We start from the raw sequence: 21308 nt of genomic DNA, 5'->3' as shown, positions 1-21308 counted from the left end.
ACAGTACATGACTGCTGTGAAATAAAATGTCGCCATCTTTAGGCATCCAATATTGCCTTTATGATAAAGACCAAGACTTTCAAGATGCTAATTGCAGCTATATTGCTGTTGTTACCCGGCTTAACCATCGCCCAGCAAAAAGACAATGGCTTTAAACCGATGTTTGATGGTAAAACCCTGAACGGCTGGGAGGGCGACCCCAAATACTGGCGTGCCGAAAATGGGGAGATCATTGGCGAGGTAACTCCCGAGACTATTTTAAAGGTAAATACCTTCCTGATATGGAAGGGCGGCCAGCCCGCCGATTTTGAACTAAAGGTAAGTTATCGCATATCGGCTAAAGGGAACAGTGGTATTAACTACCGCAGCGTACGGGTTGATAGCCTTCCTTATGCCCTGAAAGGCTACCAGGCCGATATTGATGGAAAAGACAAATACAACCTGGGCTATCCCCGTTATTCCGGCCAGAACTATGAAGAGCGTGGCCGGCAGTTTTTGGCATTACGAGGCCAACGGACAGTGATAGAGAATGGGAAGCAACGTGTAACCGATTCGCTCGGCACCAAAGAAGAATTGCTAAAAAGCATCAACTACGATGGTTGGAACGAGTTGCGCATTGTAGCCAAAGGCAACAGCCTGAAGCATTACCTTAACGGCAAACTAATGAGCGAAGTAACCGACAATGATGCCGCTAACCGCAAAATGGATGGCCTGATAGGCGTACAGGTACACGTTGGCCCGCCCATGAAGATAGAATATAAGGACTTTATGATAAAAAGCTCCCTGGCCCCCTGAAGGGCTACCGTGTACCCACATCTTTACCGTTTGTCATTTCGACGAACTATGGGAAGGATGGTGCGGTTGTGTGAGGAGAAATCTTGTACGTGCGAACGGCTGCACGTATAAGATTTCTCACCATTGCCCCGCTATTGCCTTTCCTCCAATGGTTCGAAATGACAAACTGCTTTTAATAAAAAAGATGTGGTAAACGGTAGCTATGGAAGGGGATCGCACAATCCCTCCGCTGGAAAATGTAATGGTCTTCTAAAATTTTGCAAAAAGGTATAAAAAATAAAAGCCCCTGAGCGCTCGCCGCCAGGGACTTTCAACCTAAACCTTATCACAATTAGGCCGGTAAGGATACCGACCCGTTATAATAAGCAGCCAAACTAATATATTTTTATGAAAGTTTAATGAACTTTCTTTTTTTTTACTGAAAATGAATAAGATGTACTGCTTATCTATATCTTAAAAGAAAATTATTTAACCATTGTTACTGCTTTAGCCACTTTCCGTGTACGGCAATCTGTTCGGCCGATGGTTTGGCGATGCTAACAATGCGATATTTTACCTGCGTATTTTTCAGCAGGGTGATACGCAAATTCATGGGCAGGCCATCACGGGTAATGGTGAGGTTAATTTTATCGCCCACCTTTTTACCGATCAGCGATGTAGCCGGGTCAAACGGCTGTCCGTCAATAGCGTTGATCTCATCGTTTACATTCAGGCCGTCAACCCAGGCGGCGCCATCGCGCAGCACGGTTGCTACCACAGGCTTGTTGATATTGGCAACCAGCGTAATGCCCAGCGACGGTTCATTTAAACCGGCCCGGTCATCAACCAGTTCAAGCCCGGCGTAGCCCAGGTATTTTTTATAATCAACAGCATCCAGGCCGTAGATATATTTTTTATAAAACTCGTCCAGGTTTTTACCGGCAAATTTCTCTAATCCCTGCTTAAATTCATCGTCGGTATAGCCGCGCTTTTTAACTTTGTAATACTCGGTATACATATACTTCATTACATCATCAAGCGAGTATTTGCACTTGCTATCCTGTATAATTTCCAGGTCGAGCATCATGGCCGCCACCGATCCTTTGCTGTAGTACGATACGCTCATGTTGGCGCTGTTCTCGGTTGGGCGATAATACTTTATCCAGGCATCGTAGCTGGCTTCGTAAAGCGGTTGTATCTTGTTGCCCGGCGAATTTTCTATCAGGTTGATATCGCCGCAAAGGGTAGCCAGGTAGTTTTCGGTGCTGTACAAACCAAGGCGATGGATCACCAAATTATCAAAGTAATTGGTAAAGCCTTCGGCAATCCAAAGGTCGGTGGTATAGTTTTCTTCATCGTAATTAAACGGACCTAAGGCTATCGGGCGCAGGCGTTTTACGTTCCACAGGTGAAAGTGCTCGTGCGCGGCCAGTCCCAAAAAGCGTTGATAGCCGGCTTCGGTAGCGTAGGCATCGCGCGTGGCGCCCAATACGGTCGAGCTTAAATGCTCTAACCCGCCGCCGCCTTTGGCATAGTTGTGTACAATAAAAACGTAGCGTTTGTTAGGATTCTCACCAAATATCTCGGTCTCTTTTTCTACCAGTTTCTTCAGGTCTTTTTTAAGGCGCTCCTTATCGTAGTTACCGCCAAGGCACATGGCTACCTCATACTTCACACCCGCAGCATCAAACCCAAATACATCCTGGTTGCCCACTTCAATAGGCGAATCGTACAGGATATCATAATTGGGCGCGTGCACGGTGAACGGATCGCTACCCACCATATCTAAACTGGTAGATACCTTATCCCAGCCTTTGTAAGGCTTGATATGGATGGTTGATGAGTTGGTCAGCATCCCCGCAGGGTATAAAAACGTACCCGCGCTTGATATAAAACCGTGCGCCACATTCACAAAGCTGGTGCGCACCGAGATCTCGAAGCAATAAACACGGTACTTTACCTTAACGCTTGACGCGCCGGCAGGCATTACATGCCAGGTGTTTTTATTGATCTTGCGGGCCGATACCGGGGTGCTGCCGTTCCATGCCGTCAGCGACTCCACGTTTTTGGCGTACTCCCTCACCAGGTACGATCCGGGCGTCCAAACCGGCATCTTTAAATCGATAAACGGCTGGTGGATGCCGCTGATATCCATCTCTACCTCCACATAATGGGCCTGCGCCTCGGGGAATGAAAGGGTATAGCTGATCTGCAAATTATCGGCGGCATTACTGGTATGGCTCATGAATAGTATAGTTAAACAGGTGGTTATAAATAACAAATATTTTTTCATGGGGGCAATTTAGGAAAAAGGAGGATTATTTGGGTATGGTGGGAATTAACCAAACACGGCGTGGCAATTTAACCACAAAGTTCACAAAGGTTTACGCAAAGGGCACAAAGCCTTTGTTACCTATGATTTAATTTGAAAAGCCGCTGTGTTCTTTGTGCTAATGAGTTTGCTATTTCTTTGTGAACTTTGTGGTTAAATTGCCGATAATGCCTCTGTGGTTAAATCTTCGCAATAATTTGTACTTTCACTTATGGCCAAGCTCAAAAAACTCCCCTCGCCCATTACCATCCTGGTTATCGTTATACTGATAGCTGCCGCCGCTACCTGGCTGTTGCCCGCCGGCGAGTACAATAAGTTAAGCTATATAGCCCCAAACGGCTTCAGCATGAGCACCGCGAACGGCGATAAAAGCTTGCCTTTTACCCAGCATACGCTGGACAGCCTGCAGATCAAGATCCCGCTGGCCAAGTTTAAGAATGGCGATATCCGCAAGCCGGTGGCCATCCCGGGTAGCTATCATCGCCTGAAAAGTAACGGGCAAGGAGGCGTTAATATTATCGAATCGCCCATTAAGGGTTTGTACGATACCATCGACATTATTCTGTTTGTGCTTTTCATCGGCGGATTTATGAACGTGTTTCAGCAAACCGGTGCCATGGAAAAGGGCATCCGCAACCTCAGTTACCGCATGAAAGGGCGCGAGGCCTGGCTCATTATCATCATGACTTTTCTATTCTCGGCCGGCGGGGCCAGCTTTGGCATGGCCGAGGAATGCATGGTGTTTTATCCCGTAATGGTACCGCTGTTTATGGCTGCGGGGTACGATCTGCTGGTGCCGCTGGCGGTTATTTTTGGCGGGGCGGGATTGGGTAATATCGCGTCGTTCTCCAACCCATTCGCCACCATCATCGCGTCGAACGCGGCGGGGATTAACTGGGCCGATGGCTTGTACGAGCGTATCGCGGTTTTCGCGGTGATCACCATCGTATATATCTGGTACATTGTGCGCTACGCTCAAAAAGTGCAGCGCGACCCAACCGCGTCGCTCATTTATAAACTGGAGGGCGCGATGGTTTCGCCTTATGCTAATGTACATGCCGGCGAGCCTGAGCCGCTTGGGCGTAAAAATGGCGGCTTGCTCATCCTGTTCCTCATCACCTTTGTGGTGATGATATACGGTGTGGTGTTTAAAGAATGGTGGCTGCCCGAAATGTCGGCCCTGTTTTTGGTATCGGCGATCCTGGTAGCCATCATCATCCGGCTGGGCGAGGGTAAGTTTGTCGACCAGTTTATTGATGGCGCACGTTCGCTGTTATCGGTAGCCTTTATCATTGGCGTAGCCCGTGGTGTGGCGTTGATCCTGAACGACGGCCGCATCAGCGACAGCATCCTGTTTTATTCGGCCGGACTGGTGGGGCATATGCCGCCCATGCTGTTTATTGTGATCTTGTTTTTGCTGTATACCGTGTTTACGCTGTTCATCAGTTCCTCATCAGGCATGGCCGTTTTGACGATGCCTATCTTCGGCTCATTAGCGGTTGTGGTAGGCGTGCCCGGGCGCGAAATTGTGAACGCTTACCTTTTTGGGATGGGCATTATGAGCTTTATAACACCTACGGGCCTGATTCTGCCATCGCTGGCGCTGGTGAACGTAAGTTATAAAACCTGGCTGCGGTTTATCTGGCCTTTGTTGTTGATTATCAGTGTGATATGTTGCGCTTTTTTAGTGATAGGTATCATGTATAACTGAATGTAACATAAAACAGGCGATAAAAACATTTAATCAATTGTAAATCAATTGATTAAATAAAATAAAGCCTTGAATTATGTTACATTGTGTTAACCTTTTTTAGGTGTGTAACAATAAAAGCTTAGCCTTTTACCATCTCTTCCAAAGCGTCTATAAACAGTGGGTTATCGTTCAGGCTTTCTACCAGTTGCACATGTTCGCCGCCTTTGGCTTTAAATTCCTCGTGGTACTCAACCGATACTTCGTAAACCGTTTCAAGGCAGTCGGCTACAAAGGCGGGGCAAAATACCAGCAGGCGCTTTTTACCCTGCGCGGCCATATCGGCAATTACCTGGCTGGTATAAGGCTGCACCCATGGGTCGTTACCCAGGCGCGATTGAAAGCATACCGTATATTGATCTTTGCCGATGCCCATTTTAGCGGCGATGAGTCGCGCCGTATCATATGACTGCGCCGAGTAGCAGAACTTGTTCGCATCAGTCAGGGTCTGGCAGCAATTGGCCGATTTTAAGCAATGGTTATGCGTATGGTCGCTTTTTACCATTTGCCTTTGCGGCAGGCCATGAAAGCTGAACAGGATATGATCGTAAGTTTGGGGCTGATGCTTTTGCGCGTTTTGGGCAAAGGCCTCTATCATCAGCGCGTTATCGTGAAATGAGTTAGTGAAGGATATATTGGGAATAGTAAGCCACTGGCTTACCAGCTTCATCACCTTTTCATACACTGAACCGGTACTGGCCGAAGCGTATTGAGGGAATAGGGCGATCACTTTGATCTCGCTCACCAGCGCGTTTTTCAAACGTTCAAGAGCACTCTCTATCGATGGGCTTTGGTAGCGCATCGCCAACTCCACCATATACTCATCGCCTAAACGCTGTTGCAGCAAGCGTTGTTGCATCAGGCTGTAATGCAGCAGGGGAGAGCCGGTCTCATCCGACCAGATCTCGCGGTACAACTTAGCCGATTTTGGCGCCCGGAATGGGACAATGATCCCCCGCACCAATATGGCGCGGCTTACGGGGCTGATATCGATCACCCGGCCATCCATTAAAAACTCGTTCAGATATTTGCGTACATCCGGCGTGGCAGCGCTATCGGGCGTGCCTAAATTTACCAGTAAAACTCCCTTTTTGCCCATTGGCTGCAAAAGTAATAAAAATCTGTGGTGCTGTGGGCGGGTGTTTGGTGCAAGGTGTTATTCAGACAGATAGCTGACAATAATGCCTATCGCAACGCCGCCACCCCAATCCCGTCATTCTGAGCTATGCTCAGAATGACATGTATGTTTTTCCGCTGAAGCCTCACCCTGCCCTCTCCAGAGGAGAGGGTTCCAAAGTCTCCCCCTTTGGGGGGTAATAGCCCATCATTAGGCAGATAAACAGGTTGCTCCTGCGGAGCCAAATTTTAAGCTTAACCTATTGCCATCACTACGGGCAATGTCATTAAGTTAAGCTTTTAAGCCCCACCTAAATCCTCCCCAAAGGGGAGGACTTTAAGAATTTTACGCTTGTGCAGCCTAAGTCTCCCCCTTTGGGGGAGATTTAGAGGGGGCTTTCATCGGCATGTCATAAAAACCATTAGAGGCCGCCGGGATTATATTACTCAACAGGACGGGATTATTTATGAGATCAACTAGCCGCCTCCACCAACTCCACCTCTGCCACCGGGCTAAACAAATACACCCGCCGTGTATTCACCTCTACGCATTTAAACCGTTTGCGTAACTTTTCGCCCTTGCGGAAAACGCGGCCATCCTTTAATTTAAACAAGGTATTTACGGGTAGCTTCTCTACCGTCGTAGCCGATTCTTTAGGCGGATCATACCGGCGCAGCGAGCGGTACAGGTTAAGGTCAGAGCAACTGGAGGCTGCCGGGTTATTAAGGTATTTGGTGATGGCCTGCTGTACATCATTCGGGAAAACATTCTTCTCGAAAAAGGGCTGCATCATTTTCTTGAAATTCTCCTTCCACTCGGCGCCATGAGGGCGTACCTTGTGCTGGTGCTGGTTCCAGGTGTACAGGTGCGCGAACTCGTGTACCGTTGTTACCAAAAAGGCGTAGGCATTCAGATCGTAATTAACAGAGATACGGTGGCCTTTGCCGTCGAAAGGTGGACGGTAATCGCCAAATTTGGTGCCGCGGTTGCGCGATATTTTAAACTCGCATTTAAAGTGGTCTATCCAGCGGCCAATAAGGGGTGCCGCTTCGGGCGGCATGTAACGTTCTAAAACTTTTACTTTATCCAATTTGTGGTTTCAGCTTCTGTAAAGCTTAGCCCCTCCCAGGGCTTTGGATGCAAATATAGTATGCAGGCGGGGGTATATGCAAATGTGGGGATGAAGATCAGATCGTCAATTGCGAGGCACGAAGCAATTGCAGAAGCCTCACCCTGCCCTTTCCAAAGGCGAGGGTTCTAAAAGCATTTCTGAAGTCCTCTCCTTTGGAGAGGATTTAGGTGAGGCCCTTAGAGATTGCTTCGTACCCCCGCAATGACGTGGTGGGGAAGATCAAGCTGTTTTCAGCAACACCCTGTTGATCACTTTCTCCAGCTCATCCAAATCAAACGGTTTGGCCAGGTAGGTTTCGGCGCCGGCATGGCTGGCCAGTAGCTGTATATCACTGTTGGCCGAGAAGTATACCACCGGGATACGCTTCAGGCTTTCGTTGTTTTTAAGGGTTTGCGTAGCAATAATGCCGCCTGCATCGGGTATCCAGTTATCCATCAAAATTACCGCCGGGTCAACTGCCGAAACGCGGTCGGCAATATCATTACAATCGGTGTAGGTAAACACTTGCCAGCCTTGCTGTGCAAGTATGTAAGAACAGATGGACAGAATATCCTCATCATCATCAAATATGATGATCTTCTTTTCGGCAGCGCTCATTGACAATGTGGGTAGTAGTAGTTTCTCAAAATTATGAAAATATACAACAACCCACCTGTTTAAATTGTTTTAACAAATTACATCTTTTTCATACGTGCTACTCTTTCGGGGTCATAAAATAAGCCGGGAGTAAGCCAGTACAGTAAAATTACCCGGCTGTAACGGAAATTAAAAGGAGAGAGAATAAGAGAAACGCCCAATAAAATGCCGATATATAACCAGGGGTTTTCGCTGCCTGTCAGGATATAGGTACCCACGGCAAAGGTTACCATTTCGGCCACATTCATGGCGTAGCTTACAAACATGGCCACGTAAAAATAGCCAGGTTCTATCTCAAACTGATAATCGCAAACGGGGCAGTTTTTGTGCATTTGCTGGCCTTTTAACCCGTACATGGGATTGGCGAACATATTGCCCTCACGGCATTTTGGGCATTTGGCGTGCAGGGCTGATGTAAAGGCACCGGGGTGCGCGGCGGTTTTATCTAAACTCATGGTTTTCATGATTCGTTAGGTGTTAAAATTTGTTTACGGAATATTTCGGGTGTTAAGCCCGTTTGTTTTTTAAAGAATTTACTGAAGTAAGAGTTATCGGCAAAGTTGAGCCGGTAGGCGATCTCGCTGATGTTCAGATCGAGGTTGACCAGCAGGCGTTTGGCCTCAAGCGTTACCCGGTTGCGGATAACCGCGCCGGCTGAAATGCCTAAAATATCATTACACAGGGCGTTAAGATGATTAGGCGTGATGTATAGCAGGGCGGCATAATCCTTTGGTAGTTTAAGGTTGGGAAAATGCTCTTCCACCAGTTTTTTAAAGTGCGATAACAGCGTGTAGTTATTACCGGCAGGCTGGTGTTGCGGCTGGTGGATAGTTGCCCGGCTAATGCCCATAAACAATTGCAGCATTAGGGTGCGCACCATATCGGCATTGTGGCGCTGATGGGTTTGGCTTTCGCCGATGATCTGCTCCATCAGTCCAAAAATGGCCGGATGCTCATCGGCAGGGATATTGACTACAGAATCGGCCGCGATACCGTTGAAGAAAATAAACTGGTCGATATAACCCGGGGTCAACAAAAACGAGTTGAAAAAGGCTGCCGAAAAATTGATGACGTAGCCATCAACTGGCCCGTCAAAAGCCCAGCTGTGCACCTGGCCGGGTATCATAAAATAGATCTGTCCGGGCGTTACGGTAAACTGCTCAAAATCGATGGTATGGCTGCCGCTGCCTTTAGTAAACAATACCAGGTGGTAAAAATTATGCTTATGCGGGCGGTACAGGTTTTTGTGTACCTGCAAATATGGCGCGAACCGGCTGATCTGGATATCCTGCTGCGTATACCCCGAAAGGGTATAGATATCATAAACCGGGAACGTGTTCTTTACCATAACACAAAGGTACTATACGCAGCTATGCGTTAATGGTGCTTTTTATGTGATTTATGGTGTTTTTTACTTGTTAATGATTTAAAATAGTATTATCAACAGTATAATAGTGGTGTTTTTCATTACCTTGATTTGCAAAACACGTTCTGCCGGGCTGTGCGGCATCAAAACAAAAGCCTGAAGCCTGCTGTTCAAACATCGCGTACTCACAGAAACATCATCCTTAAAAAACTTTTCATGCAGCGAACGAAAGCCAATCTTCTGACGTAATTAATTTAACATGGATACAACTAACAGGCATGCAATTAAATTTTGCGCTAATAGTTATAAAATCGCTATTTTTCATAAATTCAACCTTTATTTGTAAACCTAATAGTGTATTGTGTGAGCAGCCTGTTTAGAAATCGTTTTACAAAGCACCTTTGCCTTATCCTGCTGGTTTTGGCCCTTAAACCGCAATCAGGTACGGCAGAGGGAAGCAAGGAGTTAAACGCTAATGGCGGTAACCGGGCCTTTTTGGTATCTACCTCTTCTGTCGACGATACGAACCCCTTTCCTACAAGAGGCACCGTGAAGGTTTATGTAAAAGAAAACGAAACTTTAAATGTAGGATCGAGCGCGCAGGGCGACGGCACTATTAATTTACGCGCACCAAACGGTGCTACCTACACCAGCGGTAATTCGGCAACTATAGGTTTTATAAAAGACCGCGCGCAGGAAAAAGCCGGCCCCCTGCCAAATATTAACGGATACACACCTTACACCCACGTGGTTAGCAAAGACGAAGTTGGTGTGTGGGAAGTTGATTTTATACCAAAAAGTAACAGCAACGAAAGCCCTAAGTCGGTAGATGCAAACGCTGATTGGGAAAACCCAAGCGGCCAGTACATCGCCGCGTTTGACGTATCGGTACGCAACGCAACCAACACCGCCTTTTTAACCGGGCGGGTTTACACCAATGTATTTTTAGGCATATTAGGCGCATTTGATGTAGGCTTTAATGGTATTTTTTACATACTTACCAACGATGGTTATCAATACAGGTTTGATAATAACGGACAGGCGGGTAATGGCTTTTCGTTTTTTGTAAACAATAAGGGTTTCAGGCAAGCCGATGGCACAGCGTCATACAAAAGTGTCAACTCCTTAAAATTGCCCAACATACAGGACCCCCGTTCGGCCGACACACAAACAGATATTACGCACAAAATATTTTTTAATGCGCCGGCAGCCGACCTGCCGGCTACGGCCAACGTACCGGGCGGGGGCAGCACATGGTTGTTAACCAGCCCTGTCGATCCGTCGTCGCCCATAACACCAACATTTACCGGCACCGAGGGTACCGCCAATGTTGCCGGTACCGCGCCCCTTGGCGGCAAATATGCTTTTACGGCCAGCAAGAACGGCACTTACCTGATAGCCATCGATGTAAACAAAAATGGCGTATATACCGATGCTATAGACCGGAAACTGACGGGCAACGTTATAGCCGGACAAAACCAGGTTACCTGGGATGGGCTGGACGGCTTAGGCAATAAGGTACCCGCCGGTAGTTACAACTCAAATGTAAACGTTACCTTTTTTGGGGGCGAGGTGCATTTTCCGTTCCTTGATGTGGAACGTAACGTTAACGGTATAAGATTAACCCGCCTCAACGGCGTAGCTTCTCCCGATTTTACCATCTACTGGGACGATAGCCAGATCACTACCGCCGGCACGCCCTCTAACCCCCTTGTAAACCTTACCGGGCTACCCAGTGTGGTGAACGGGCATGCATGGGGAACCCCCGGCGCCGGCTTTGTTGATTTTGGCGATCAGGATGGGATAGATACCTGGGCCTATATAGCAGCCGTGCCGGTTAATAACGCGCTGGCTTTCCGTGTACAGGAGGCCGACCTGGAAACTACAGCCATCACTACCAACGCGCCTGCCGGCGGCTGTGTAGGGCAAACCATAAACTACACTTTTTCGGTACGCAATAATGGGCCCAGTGATGTTGCCGGCGCCAAATTTAGCTTTGCATTCCCCGCTACGCTTACCGATGTAACTGTGGCCAGTACCGCAACCGGTACATCAACAGTTAGTAACGAAGTTAAAACAACTACAGGTTACAGCGCTACCCTAACTATGCTTAACGGGGCATCGCGCACCTATACAATTACCGGCAAAATAGCTGCGGCCGGCACAGGCAACACCACCGTTGCGGTAACAGCAGGGATATTGCGCATGGCGGACCTGACCGACCCTGACGCCACCAATCCCGATGCGGCCCCGCCAACAGATGCCGCCGCCGAATGCGATGCCGCGCCATCGGGAACAGGCTGTAATAATATTAAAACAAACAGCCTTACATTTTTAGCCTTGCCCGATGTGGGCACCGACAAAACCATTGTACAGGATGAGGTGGCTACGTTTACCGATACCAACCCGGGTACCTGGGCGCAGGTGGGCAGCACACCATTAGCCGTGCTTATAGCTACGCCCGCGGCTTTAACTACTACAGTAACGGGATTTAAAGATGTGGGCAAATACCAGTTTACGCGCACTAACGCGGCCGGTTGTATCCAAACGTTAATGGTTACGGTTGTGCCAAAATCGTTAGATATCCCCACTGTTTTTACGCCTAACGGCGATGGGAAGAACGATACCTTTAACATTCCGGGCATCACATCGTTCCCCGGCAGCCAGCTGATCATTATTAACCGTTGGGGTAACGAGGTTTACCGATCTAACGATTACCAGAATACCTGGAGCGGCGAAGGTTTAACCGAAGGGGTTTATTATTATGTGCTGAACAAAAAAGAAGTATCAGGCAGTTTTACAACAATTAAGGGTTGGGTATTTTTAAAGAGATAGGGCGGATGATAAAACGAAGACTAAAATACATGCTGTTTTTGCTGATGGGCGTAGGTGTTAAAAGCTATGCGCAACAAAGCATTCAATTTAGTCAGTACTCGTTTACGGGGCTAACGGTAAATCCCGCATATGCCGGTTACAAGGAAGACTGGACACTGAACCTGGTGAGCCGCCTGCAATGGACGGGTATACCCGGGGCACCCAGAACCGGCGCGGTATCTATGGATGGGCTTACCGATGATATTTATAAAAATGTGGGGCTGGGCTTTGTAGTTACGGCCGATCAGTTAGGGCCGCGAACCACCACCTCGGGATATTTTAACTACGCCTACCGCCTGCAGCTGGATGAGGAGGATACGCGCCGCGTTAGTTTTGGATTAGGTTTCGGCGTGGCGCAATATATGCTGGATCAATCCCAGCTTACAGCCACCGATGGTTCAGACCCGGTAATTGGCAGTGGGGTTGCTACCAAAATATCGCCCGATTTTCGCCTGGGCGTTTTTTACAATTCACCCACGTTTTATATAGGCGGGTCGGTACTAAACTTATTGGCCGATGCTGATTTTAAAGATAACACCACGGTTGTTAGGGAAGCGCGCAGTTTTTACATTACCTCGGGTTATATGATGCCGCTAACACCCGACCTGGACTGGAAACCATCTATATTGATAAAGGAAGATTTTAAAGGGCCAACCAATATTGATCTGAGCACCAACTTTTTGCTGGGGAAAACGTTGTGGCTGGGGGCCGCATACCGTACCGGCATAAAGACATGGAATAAGTCATCGTTACAGGGTGGCTTAAGCAACTACGATGCAATTGTAGGCATGGTGCAGTATTACGTAAGCGACCGCTTCCGGATCGGCTACTCTTACGATTATAACATCAGCAAGTTGGCCGGCCCGCAAAACGGAACGCACGAATTATCGTTAAGTATTAGCTTTAGCAGGCGCAAGGAGCGGATATTAAGTCCGCGCTATTTTTAATCAGGGTGAACATGATCAGGTATATACTCGTCTTTCTGTTGGTATTGGTTTTAGGCAGCCCGCTTTACGCGCAGGAACTGACCAGCCGCCGCGCGCAGGCCGACCGTTTGTTTGACCGTGCCGAATACTTCAAAAGCCTTAACCTGTACCTGAAACTGGCCGAAATAGATAACCCGCAGGTGGCCGTGCTGGAGCGTGTGGCTGATTGCTACCGCCTGATGAATAATTACGAACAGGCCGAAGATTGGTACTCGCGCCTATCAAACACCAAAGGAATAAACCCCCAGGATATTTTTTACTATGCCGAAGTGCTGCTGCGCAATAAAAAAATAGACAAAGCACGCGAGCAATACCGCCGCTTTTTTGCCACCAATGGTACGCCAGACCTGTTGAATGTTAAACTGGCCACCTGCGATTCGGCCGCTACATGGATGAAGCAGGAGGGGAATTACAAAGTTACCAACGAGAAGAAGATAAACAGCGTATACTCTGACTGGGGGCCTTTTTATCATGATAAGACCGGGATTTATTTTACCTCCGACCGGTCGACCAATGATTACAAAGGCGATAAAGGGATCTACGCGCGCACCGGTACCGAATGGCTAAAGCTGTTTAATTACGATTTTAAAACAGGTTATTCAACCGAGATATTGTTTGGCAGCAATAGTGATGCAAAGCCAGTTAAATTTAAAGGTGGCTATTCAAATGAGTTTGACAATAAAGAGGATGATATTAACCTGAGCAAAGATTATCATACTGGCCCTATATGCATTAACGCTACCGGCGATACAGCCTATATTACCGTTACCACCCGCCTGGGCAAATCGAGCCTGCCCGATGTAAGTACGCCTTTTGACCAGCACCTGTACATCCGCCGGCTGGAACTGATGATAGCCACCAAAAAGAATAACAAGTGGAACAATTTTAAGCGCTTCCCTTATGATAATGTAAGCTCGTATTCCGTTGGCCACGCGGCACTGTCTAAGAACGGTCAGATCCTGTATTTTACATCGGATATGCCAGGCGGGATAGGTAAAACCGACATTTGGTACTGCCAGAAAACAAGCGACGGCAAATGGGGGAAGCCGGTTAACTGCGGCAATGTGATCAATACCGCTGCCGATGAGGCTTTCCCGTCTATAGGAGGTGATGACAAGTTGTACTTCGCCTCGCGCGGGTTGCCGGGTATGGGTGGTTACGATATTTTTTCGGCCAGGGGATCAGGATCGGCATGGACCAAACCTGTCAATCTGAAATACCCGCTCAACTCTACCAGTGATGACTTTTGCTTTATCACCAATGATGGAAAAACCGGTTATATGTCGTCGGACAGGCAGGGTGGCCAGGGGAATGATGATATATACAGTTTTATTTTTACCGGTAAGGACGATGAGGAAACCATCGCTTCGAACATTAACGCCCCGGTTAACGCGGTGAACATGCCGCCAATGGCTATGGGCGCCCCGGTTATGCGTCCGTCGCTGGCCGCGCCGGCAGGAGAAGTTGTGCCACCGGCAAATGTTCCGGTAGCCACCCCGATGACCGTACCTGCCAAAATGGTAACGCTGGAAGGTGGCGTTTTTGATAACAACACCAAGCAAGGGCTCGATTCGGTATACATCACCTTAAAAAGCGCTACCGGTGAAACCATAGGTACAGACATGGTGATGCGAAATAAACGATTCTCGTTCCGGGTTCCGCCGGGGCAGGATTATACCATCGAGGCATCCAGGAAGGGTTTTTACCCCACATCGCAAAAGGTGAGTTTAAAAAGCGGCCCGGTAACCAGTGTGAATACCAATTTGCAGATGACCGTAGAGCCGCTGGCCCTGGGTAAAACATTTGTGATCCGCAATATCTACTACGATCTGAACCGGGCCACCATCCGCCCGGATGCCATTGAGGAACTACAGCGCCTGGTGGAATTTATGAAGGATAACCCCAGCGTTAGGATAGAACTTTCATCGCACACCGACTCGCGCGGGCCGGATAATTACAATATGCTGCTGTCTGAAGCAAGGGCCACGTCGGCGGTGAACTATTTAAGGCACCACGGCATAGCCGTAAACCGCATGGTGGCCAAAGGCTACGGCGAAACCCGCCTGCTGAACGATTGCGGCAACGGCGTAAAATGCAGCGAGGAAGACCACCAGTTTAACCGCAGAACGGAGATCAGGATCATTGGGGGGACGTTTAAGTAATCACTATTAAACACAAAAACAGTTTGTCATTTCGATAGAGCCGGGGAGGGCATGAGCACTGGCGCGAAAGAGAAATCTTATACGCGCGACCGGCTACACGTATAAGATTTCTCTTTCGCTCCTCCACACCATCCACACTTCGCTCTATCGAAATGACACATTACTATTAATGCTATGGCAAACCAACTAAAAGTAATCATCACCGGGGCTACCGGCATGGTAGGCGAGGGCGTGCTGCACGAATGCCTGCGCCGTGATGAAGTGGGCGAAGTGCTGATCGTTAACCGCAGACCGAGTGGCTTCACACATCCAAAGCTAACGGAAATTATCCACACCGACTTTTTTGATCTTTCGGCAATTGAAGACGGGCTGAAAGGATATGATGCCTGCTACTTTTGCCTCGGCATTTCATCGGTTGGGGTTGATGCCGATACCTATTACCGCATGACCTATACCCTCACCATGCATGTAGCCGAAACGCTAAGCCGCCTGAACCCGGCTATGACTTTCTGTTACGTATCAGGCGCAAGTACGGATAGCACCGAACAAGGCCGGGTGCGCTGGGCACGCGTAAAAGGCAAAACCGAGAATGACCTGACGAAGCTGCCATTTAAAAAAGTCTACAATTTCCGCCCCGCCGCCATGATCGCTGATAAGGACGCTAAAAATACACCAAAGCTTTACCAATATTTGAAATGGCTGATCCCGGTAATTAAACTGTTAATGCCCAATAAGATCAGTACCCTACAGGAAGTAGGCAATGCGATGCTACATGTAACCCTGAAAGGCTATCCGAAAACCATTATTGAGGTGGAGGATATCCACGCGATAGCGAAACTATGAAGCACGAATTATTATAGGCATGAATGGCATTCGTGCCTATAAATACTTCCCTATCTGGTCGTAAAGTTTTTGCTTATCTGCCGGGCGCTTAGCGTCTTTTTCAACTATCTTGCCATCCTTTACTATTACATACCGGGGGATGGCGTAACCTTTGCCATCCCAAAAGATCTTCATCAGGTCGTTACGCAGGTTATCGGTGGTGCGCACGTGGTTGCCGCCCAAATCGTAATATTTTATCATTTCCTGCCATTGCTTATCGGCTTCATCCTTATCCATCGAAATGTAAAGCATTTGCACGTTATTGGCAACAAGGTACTTTTTCAGATCGGGGTTAAACTCAAACTCGGCTTTGCAGGGGCCGCACCAGGTAGCCCACATATCAATAAATACAGTTTTGCCCTTAAAGTTGGTCAGCAGTTCATCAAAGCTGTTAATGGTGTTGCTGGCCAGTAAATGCTGATCGGGTTTGAAATTCTCGTTCGCTTTAGCCAGGTAGGCTTTAATATCGTTCACCGCCGGCGTTAAGTGTACCGTATAAACACTTGCGGGATAGGTGGCCGTAAAGCGGTTATAAAGCTGCACCAGTTGCAGCTGGTAATCTTTTTGAATCAGTTCATCATACTGATACATGGCCAGTAAGTATTCCCGCAATTTACCGTCGAAGCTGGCATTGATGCCATTGTACTTGACGTCGTATTGGTTTTCGCGTGTATAGATCTGTTCGGGTTTTTTTCCTGCTTTGGTGAGGGGATACATGATCTTGTACCACATCACATAATCCTTGGCGTAATAATAAAACTCCGGTGCTCCGGCAGCAAATTCCGTCATCGGGAACTCTTTATAAACACCGGCCCAGGCGGCTTCAATATCCTTGTGCATGGTTGGCCGGTATAAAGGATGCTTGGTTTCGTAAGTGGTAGGCGCGTAGTCCTCCAGCATGATAGCCCCTTTTACAGCGGCGTAATAGTAAGTAATATCGCGCTTGGCAACATTGTAAAATGCCTGACTGATCTGTTTAAACATCAGCAGCGAATCGAACGGGTGCAGTTCGCGCTCCATGTCCTGTTTAATCAGGGCGCTCATGCCAGCCATGGTGCTATCTTTTTTAGAATAGCCGCGCGCCCTGCTTTGATAAAAAGGATGGTTAAGCTGAGCTAACAGTTTGGAGCCCGCGGTATTTGGCCCATTTACGTCCACGGTTTGCTTTTTGCCATCTACCGTAATGGTTACCTGTATGGATTGGCCTGGTTCAACAAAAACGCGTTCGCTCCTTTCATTATAAATAACCGTAATAAATGCCGCGGTTTTTAAGGTGTTGGGTACTTGTACGGTTGGTACCGCGCCCAACTGGTAGGTTCTTTTATTGGGCAGATGATACCCCAGCACCGGCTGATTTACCTGGAGCGTATTATTGGCCGCACCAGTTGCGGTGATGCTGATGGTTTGCGCGTTAGCAAAGTATGCGCTTATGAGTAAGACAAAGAGCAGGGCTTTTTTCATGATGATAGGTTTTGCATAAAGATAAAGATTTAGTATGCATTTAGAAATGCAAATCGATATTATTTAGACTAATTAAAAATAAAGTTGCATTCAAATAATATCGCGCTTACATTTGCCACTGTTTATAATTAGTCTAAATAAAGCAAATGAAAATAAAAACCTTACTCTACCTGTCCCTATTCTTGTCAGGCTTCACTGGCGCTTATGCGCAACGTGCTGCTTCTATAAAAGGCACCGTTAAAAGTGCCGATAATCAACCGGCCGAAGCTGTTACCATCGGTATAAAGAATACCAGTTTAGGTACGATCACCACGGCCGATGGTCATTTCCAGTTCGGTAAAATTAAGCCGGGGATTTACACCATTAAAGTATCGGCCGTGGGTTTGACATCTGAAGAAAAGCAAGTTACTGTAACCGCCGGCAACACTACCATTGTTGATTTTGTGCTGAACGAAAGCGCAAGCCAGTTGAACGAAGTGGCCGTAACTGCCCGCAAGCAGCGCTACAAGGTCGATCAAACATCGCAAAGCCTGCGCCTGAACGAGCCTTTGCTACAGGTGCCCCAAAATATCCAGGTGGTAAGCGGCCAGGTACTGGCCGATCAGCAGGTGATCAGCATGAGCGACGGCCTGATCCGCAACGTGAGCGGGGCCGTGCGCTTAGAGCATTGGGGCGATATGTATGCCAACATCACCATGCGTGGTTCGCAGATCCAGGCTTTCCGCAATGGCTTCAATATTGTTAACTCGTATTGGGGCCCGCTGACCGAGGATATGAGCTTTGTAGATCATATCGAATTTGTAAAAGGCCCGGCTGGTTTTATGCTGGGTAACGGCGATCCGGCCGGGTTATACAACGTGGTTACTAAAAAGCCAACGGGCCAAACCAAGGGCGAGTTTAGCTTGACCACCGGCAGTTTCGGTCTGTATCGTTCTACGCTTGATCTGGATGGCAAACTGAGCAAAGATGGCAAATTACTTTACCGCCTTAATTTATCGGCACAGGAAAAAGGTTCGTTCCGCGCTAACGAGTTTAATAACCGTTATGTGGTAGCCCCGGTATTATCATACCAAATAGACAGTGCGACAAAGATCACCGCCGAATATGTTTACCAGCGCGCAAACATGTCGGATGTGGGTTCATTCTACGTGTTCAGTCCAAAAGGTTACGCGGCGCTTCCGCGCGATTTTACGGCCCTGCCCGCCGGATTACCGCCAACTAATATCAACGACCATAGCTTTACCCTGAACATGCAGCACCAGTTGAACACCGACTGGAAGCTGACCGCACAGGCTGCTTATTATAATTACGATATGCTGGGTTCATCCATGTGGCCAAACTCGGTTGACGCGGCCGGTAAATACATTCGCAGCATTGGTTTATGGCAGGCCAAAAGCCAGATGACGCTGGGTCAGGTTTTCCTGAACGGTAAGCTGAACACCGGTTTTGTGCAGCATAATATTTTAGCCGGCCTGGATATGGGCAACAAAAGCTATTATGCCGACTATGCCCAAAGCTATGCCATTGATAAAGCCGGCCAGGAGTTCGACCCGGCTAACCCTAACCTGGGCGTGCCAGGCAACGGCTATCCAAATTTCGATCTGAGTCAAAACCTGGAAGCCCGTGCGGCTGCCGGTTTCGGTATCATTAAACAAAACTACAGCAGTATTTATGTGCAGGATGTGCTGGGCTTCATCAACAACCGTGTGCGCTTAACGCTGGCAGGCCGCTATACCTACGTACAGCAGGATGCCTTTAACAGCCCGGTAAGCGGCAAGCACTTTACGCCGCGTGTTGGCCTGAGCGTATCGGTTGATGAGCAAACTTCTGTCTACGGTTTGTACGACCAGGCTTTTACCCCGCAAACCAGCGGCAGGTTGAAGGAGGGCGGTTCTGTAAAGCCATTGACCGGCAGCAACCTGGAGTTTGGCGTGAAGCACGATTGGGCCGAGGGCAAATGGAATACCTCGCTATCGGTTTACCGCATCCTGAAAAATAACGAAGTGCAGGCCGACCCAAGCAGCACCCCGCAAAACCCGGTATCGTTTTTATTAGGCCAAAAGAAATCGCAGGGGATCGAGTTCGATCTGCGCGGCGAACTGTTACCGGGCCTGAACCTGACCGCCAACTACGCGTGGACGGACTCGAAGGTGACCCAGGTTGGTCAATACGCCGCGTCGATAGTTAAGGTTGGCGATGTGGTGCCGGGTTATGCCAAGCATACCGCCAATGCCTGGTTAGGCTATAAACTGCTGAACGGAACCTTAAAAGGTACCGGCATATCAGCCGGCGCAACTTATTTAGGCGGTCGCGAAACCGACACCTGGAGCGTGGGCCTGCAACGCCTGCCAACTTATTTTAAGCTGGATGGCGGCCTGTTTTGGGAGGGCAAACAGCTTAGGGTAACCGGCAACGTGATGAACATCCTTGATAAATACCTGTATTCGGGTTCGTACTACTCGTTCCTGAACGCTTACTACTGGCAGGCCGAAGCGCCACGTAACTATCGCTTAAGCATTAGCTACCGCTTTTAATAAATAATGACGCCGTTTAAAAAAACGATATTATTTCTTCACCGCTGGCTCGGGTTCATCTCCGGGCTGGTGGTGTTTATTGTGAGCATTACCGGCTGCCTGTTTGTTTTTCAGGATGAGATACAGGATGCTATACACAGCTACCGCAAGGTAGAGGTGCAACACAAGCCGTATGTAAAGCCTACGCAATTAAAAGCCATCGGACTGAAGCATTATCCAACCGGTAACCCCGCGTTCACCGCTTATTACGGGCCGGACAGGCCTGCCGTGGTAATGATGATCGTCCCGAAGGTGGGGACACGATACATCTACGTAAACCCCTATACCGGCGCCTTTTTGCACGATGAGGACATCCAATGGAACTTCTTCATCATTGTTGAATACATCCACCTGTACCTGCTGCTGCCTGCCGAGACAGGCGGACTGGTGGTGGGCATCTCTGTCATCATTTTTGTTATCCTGCTGATCAGCGGTATTATACTGTGGTGGCCTAAACGTAAAAGCGACCGCAAGCGTAGCCTCACCATTAAATGGGGCGGCCGCTGGCGCCGGGTGAATTACGATCTGCACAATGTGCTGGGTTTTTACGCGGCCAGCATCGCGCTGATACTGGCCCTGAGCGGACTCTCCATCGCGTTCGATTGGATGCGTAAGGGTATTTACAGCGCTACCAATCTTGGTCAAACTTATGCTGCCGAAACGCAGCTGGCCAAATCAGATTCGTTAAAGAAGGGCACGGTAAATACGATAGATCCGGTAGACCGGGCATTCGCTTATAGCCGCGAACATTCGCCGCTGGCTAAAATGTTCTTTATTTCGGCGGGCGATGGCAAGGGTGCTAATACGCATACGGTTACGGCCTACTATACATCGATGCATTATTATAAAAGCGACTCGTACACTTTTGATCAGTACACGGGCAAGCTGTTAAAAACGCTCAGCCAGAACCAAAAAAGCCCGGGCCGCAAAATGAACGATGCCAATTACGATATCCATGTAGGCCAGCTATTGGGCCTGCCGGGTAAGATCATCGCGTTTTTAGCCAGTTTAATATGCGCCAGTTTGCCCATCACCGGGTTTATAGTTTGGTGGGGCAAGCGGAATAAAAAGGCAAAGAAAAGCCCAAGGATAAGGCACCATAAAGTGGCGGCGGCATAAAAAGAAGCATCAACCAAAGTCCTGGTTACCCCCTGGCAAACTGACCCGTCGGGGGTAACTCAGGCGCTATAGCGCAGTGATTAGTTAATTAGCGACCAGAGATTAGTCAGACTGCATGATGAAGATCTCTGTAATGTAACTAAC

15 protein-coding genes are annotated in these 21308 nt (G+C 48.3%); 8 read left to right on the top strand and 7 right to left on the bottom strand.

Features of this window, described 5'->3' with window-relative positions; genetic code table 11:
* Positions 1-60: 60 nt before the first annotated feature.
* The gene (locus HQ865_RS20370; RefSeq protein WP_237073505.1) at positions 61-795 is read left to right on the top strand and encodes a 3-keto-disaccharide hydrolase; all 735 of its coding nucleotides are present in this window, start codon (positions 61-63) and stop codon (positions 793-795) included.
* Between the two features lie 478 nt (positions 796-1273).
* Here the strand turns inward: HQ865_RS20370 and HQ865_RS20365 are convergent, their stop codons facing one another.
* Positions 1274-3067, bottom strand: a complete 1794-nt coding sequence (locus HQ865_RS20365; RefSeq protein WP_237073504.1) for a M61 family metallopeptidase — start codon at positions 3065-3067, stop codon at positions 1274-1276.
* Positions 3068-3317: 250 nt separating this feature from the next.
* Between HQ865_RS20365 and HQ865_RS20360 the strand changes: the two genes are divergently transcribed.
* Positions 3318-4817 (top strand): YfcC family protein, encoded by a 1500-nt coding sequence (locus HQ865_RS20360; protein WP_173416670.1) that lies wholly within the window; start codon positions 3318-3320, stop codon positions 4815-4817.
* Between the two features lie 121 nt (positions 4818-4938).
* Here HQ865_RS20360 and hemH read toward each other — a convergent pair whose 3' ends face one another.
* The 5 genes from hemH to HQ865_RS20335 form a co-directional block, all read right to left on the bottom strand.
* Positions 4939-5955, bottom strand: coding sequence for a ferrochelatase (gene hemH, locus HQ865_RS20355; protein ID WP_173416669.1), 1017 nt, complete (start codon positions 5953-5955; stop codon positions 4939-4941).
* 490 nt (positions 5956-6445) lie between these two features.
* Entirely contained in the window at positions 6446-7063 is a 618-nt protein-coding gene (locus HQ865_RS20350) for a SprT-like domain-containing protein (RefSeq protein WP_237073503.1), read from the bottom strand.
* A gap of 261 nt (positions 7064-7324) precedes the next feature.
* On the bottom strand, positions 7325-7702 hold the full coding sequence (locus HQ865_RS20345) for a response regulator (protein ID WP_173416668.1): 378 nt from the start codon (positions 7700-7702) through the stop codon (positions 7325-7327).
* Between the two features lie 77 nt (positions 7703-7779).
* Entirely contained in the window at positions 7780-8196 is a 417-nt protein-coding gene (locus HQ865_RS20340) for a DUF983 domain-containing protein (protein WP_317170040.1), read from the bottom strand.
* 5 nt (positions 8197-8201) lie between these two features.
* Positions 8202-9089, bottom strand: coding sequence for a helix-turn-helix domain-containing protein (locus tag HQ865_RS20335; RefSeq protein ID WP_173416666.1), 888 nt, complete (start codon positions 9087-9089; stop codon positions 8202-8204).
* A 381-nt stretch (positions 9090-9470) separates the two neighbouring features.
* Between HQ865_RS20335 and HQ865_RS20330 the strand changes: the two genes are divergently transcribed.
* The 4 genes from HQ865_RS20330 (at position 9471) to HQ865_RS20315 (ending at position 15972) form a co-directional block, all read left to right on the top strand.
* Complete coding sequence (locus HQ865_RS20330; protein WP_173416665.1) at positions 9471-11942, top strand: T9SS type B sorting domain-containing protein; 2472 nt, start codon at positions 9471-9473, stop codon at positions 11940-11942.
* Positions 11943-11947: 5 nt separating this feature from the next.
* Positions 11948-12928: a PorP/SprF family type IX secretion system membrane protein gene (locus tag HQ865_RS20325; RefSeq protein WP_173416664.1), complete on the top strand. Its 981-nt coding sequence runs from the start codon at positions 11948-11950 to the stop codon at positions 12926-12928.
* An 11-nt stretch (positions 12929-12939) separates the two neighbouring features.
* Positions 12940-15129: an OmpA family protein gene (locus tag HQ865_RS20320; protein ID WP_173416663.1), complete on the top strand. Its 2190-nt coding sequence runs from the start codon at positions 12940-12942 to the stop codon at positions 15127-15129.
* Between the two features lie 174 nt (positions 15130-15303).
* On the top strand, positions 15304-15972 hold the full coding sequence (locus HQ865_RS20315) for an NAD-dependent epimerase/dehydratase family protein (protein ID WP_173416662.1): 669 nt from the start codon (positions 15304-15306) through the stop codon (positions 15970-15972).
* Between the two features lie 36 nt (positions 15973-16008).
* Here HQ865_RS20315 and HQ865_RS20310 read toward each other — a convergent pair whose 3' ends face one another.
* A complete protein-coding gene (locus tag HQ865_RS20310) occupies positions 16009-17472 on the bottom strand; it encodes a TlpA family protein disulfide reductase (protein WP_173416661.1) in 1464 nt (487 codons plus the stop codon).
* 146 nt (positions 17473-17618) lie between these two features.
* Here HQ865_RS20310 and HQ865_RS20305 point away from each other — a divergent pair, with 146 nt between their 5' ends.
* On the top strand, positions 17619-20006 hold the full coding sequence (locus HQ865_RS20305) for a TonB-dependent receptor (RefSeq protein WP_173416660.1): 2388 nt from the start codon (positions 17619-17621) through the stop codon (positions 20004-20006).
* A 6-nt stretch (positions 20007-20012) separates the two neighbouring features.
* Positions 20013-21164, top strand: a complete 1152-nt coding sequence (locus tag HQ865_RS20300) for a PepSY-associated TM helix domain-containing protein (RefSeq protein WP_173416659.1) — start codon at positions 20013-20015, stop codon at positions 21162-21164.
* Positions 21165-21308 lie beyond the last annotated feature (144 nt).

It is taken from the genome of Mucilaginibacter mali, assembly GCF_013283875.1.
Classification (GTDB): domain Bacteria; phylum Bacteroidota; class Bacteroidia; order Sphingobacteriales; family Sphingobacteriaceae; genus Mucilaginibacter; species Mucilaginibacter mali.
The sequence above is the reverse complement of the archived record's forward strand: the minus strand, read 5'-3'. Positions and strand labels throughout refer to the sequence as shown.

Coding starts and splice junctions, on each gene's coding strand:
- HQ865_RS20315 (WP_173416662.1), top strand. CDS start 15,304: ATGGCAAACCAACTAAAAGTAATCATCACCGGGGCTACCGGCATGGTA.
- HQ865_RS20345 (WP_173416668.1), bottom strand. CDS start 7,702: ATGAGCGCTGCCGAAAAGAAGATCATCATATTTGATGATGATGAGGAT.
- HQ865_RS20365 (WP_237073504.1), bottom strand. CDS start 3,067: ATGAAAAAATATTTGTTATTTATAACCACCTGTTTAACTATACTATTC.
- HQ865_RS20360 (WP_173416670.1), top strand. CDS start 3,318: ATGGCCAAGCTCAAAAAACTCCCCTCGCCCATTACCATCCTGGTTATC.
- HQ865_RS20335 (WP_173416666.1), bottom strand. CDS start 9,089: ATGGTAAAGAACACGTTCCCGGTTTATGATATCTATACCCTTTCGGGG.
- HQ865_RS20370 (WP_237073505.1), top strand. CDS start 61: ATGATAAAGACCAAGACTTTCAAGATGCTAATTGCAGCTATATTGCTG.
- HQ865_RS20310 (WP_173416661.1), bottom strand. CDS start 17,472: ATGAAAAAAGCCCTGCTCTTTGTCTTACTCATAAGCGCATACTTTGCT.
- HQ865_RS20320 (WP_173416663.1), top strand. CDS start 12,940: ATGATCAGGTATATACTCGTCTTTCTGTTGGTATTGGTTTTAGGCAGC.
- HQ865_RS20340 (WP_317170040.1), bottom strand. CDS start 8,196: ATGAGTTTAGATAAAACCGCCGCGCACCCCGGTGCCTTTACATCAGCC.
- HQ865_RS20300 (WP_173416659.1), top strand. CDS start 20,013: ATGACGCCGTTTAAAAAAACGATATTATTTCTTCACCGCTGGCTCGGG.
- HQ865_RS20325 (WP_173416664.1), top strand. CDS start 11,948: ATGATAAAACGAAGACTAAAATACATGCTGTTTTTGCTGATGGGCGTA.
- hemH (WP_173416669.1), bottom strand. CDS start 5,955: ATGGGCAAAAAGGGAGTTTTACTGGTAAATTTAGGCACGCCCGATAGC.
- HQ865_RS20305 (WP_173416660.1), top strand. CDS start 17,619: ATGAAAATAAAAACCTTACTCTACCTGTCCCTATTCTTGTCAGGCTTC.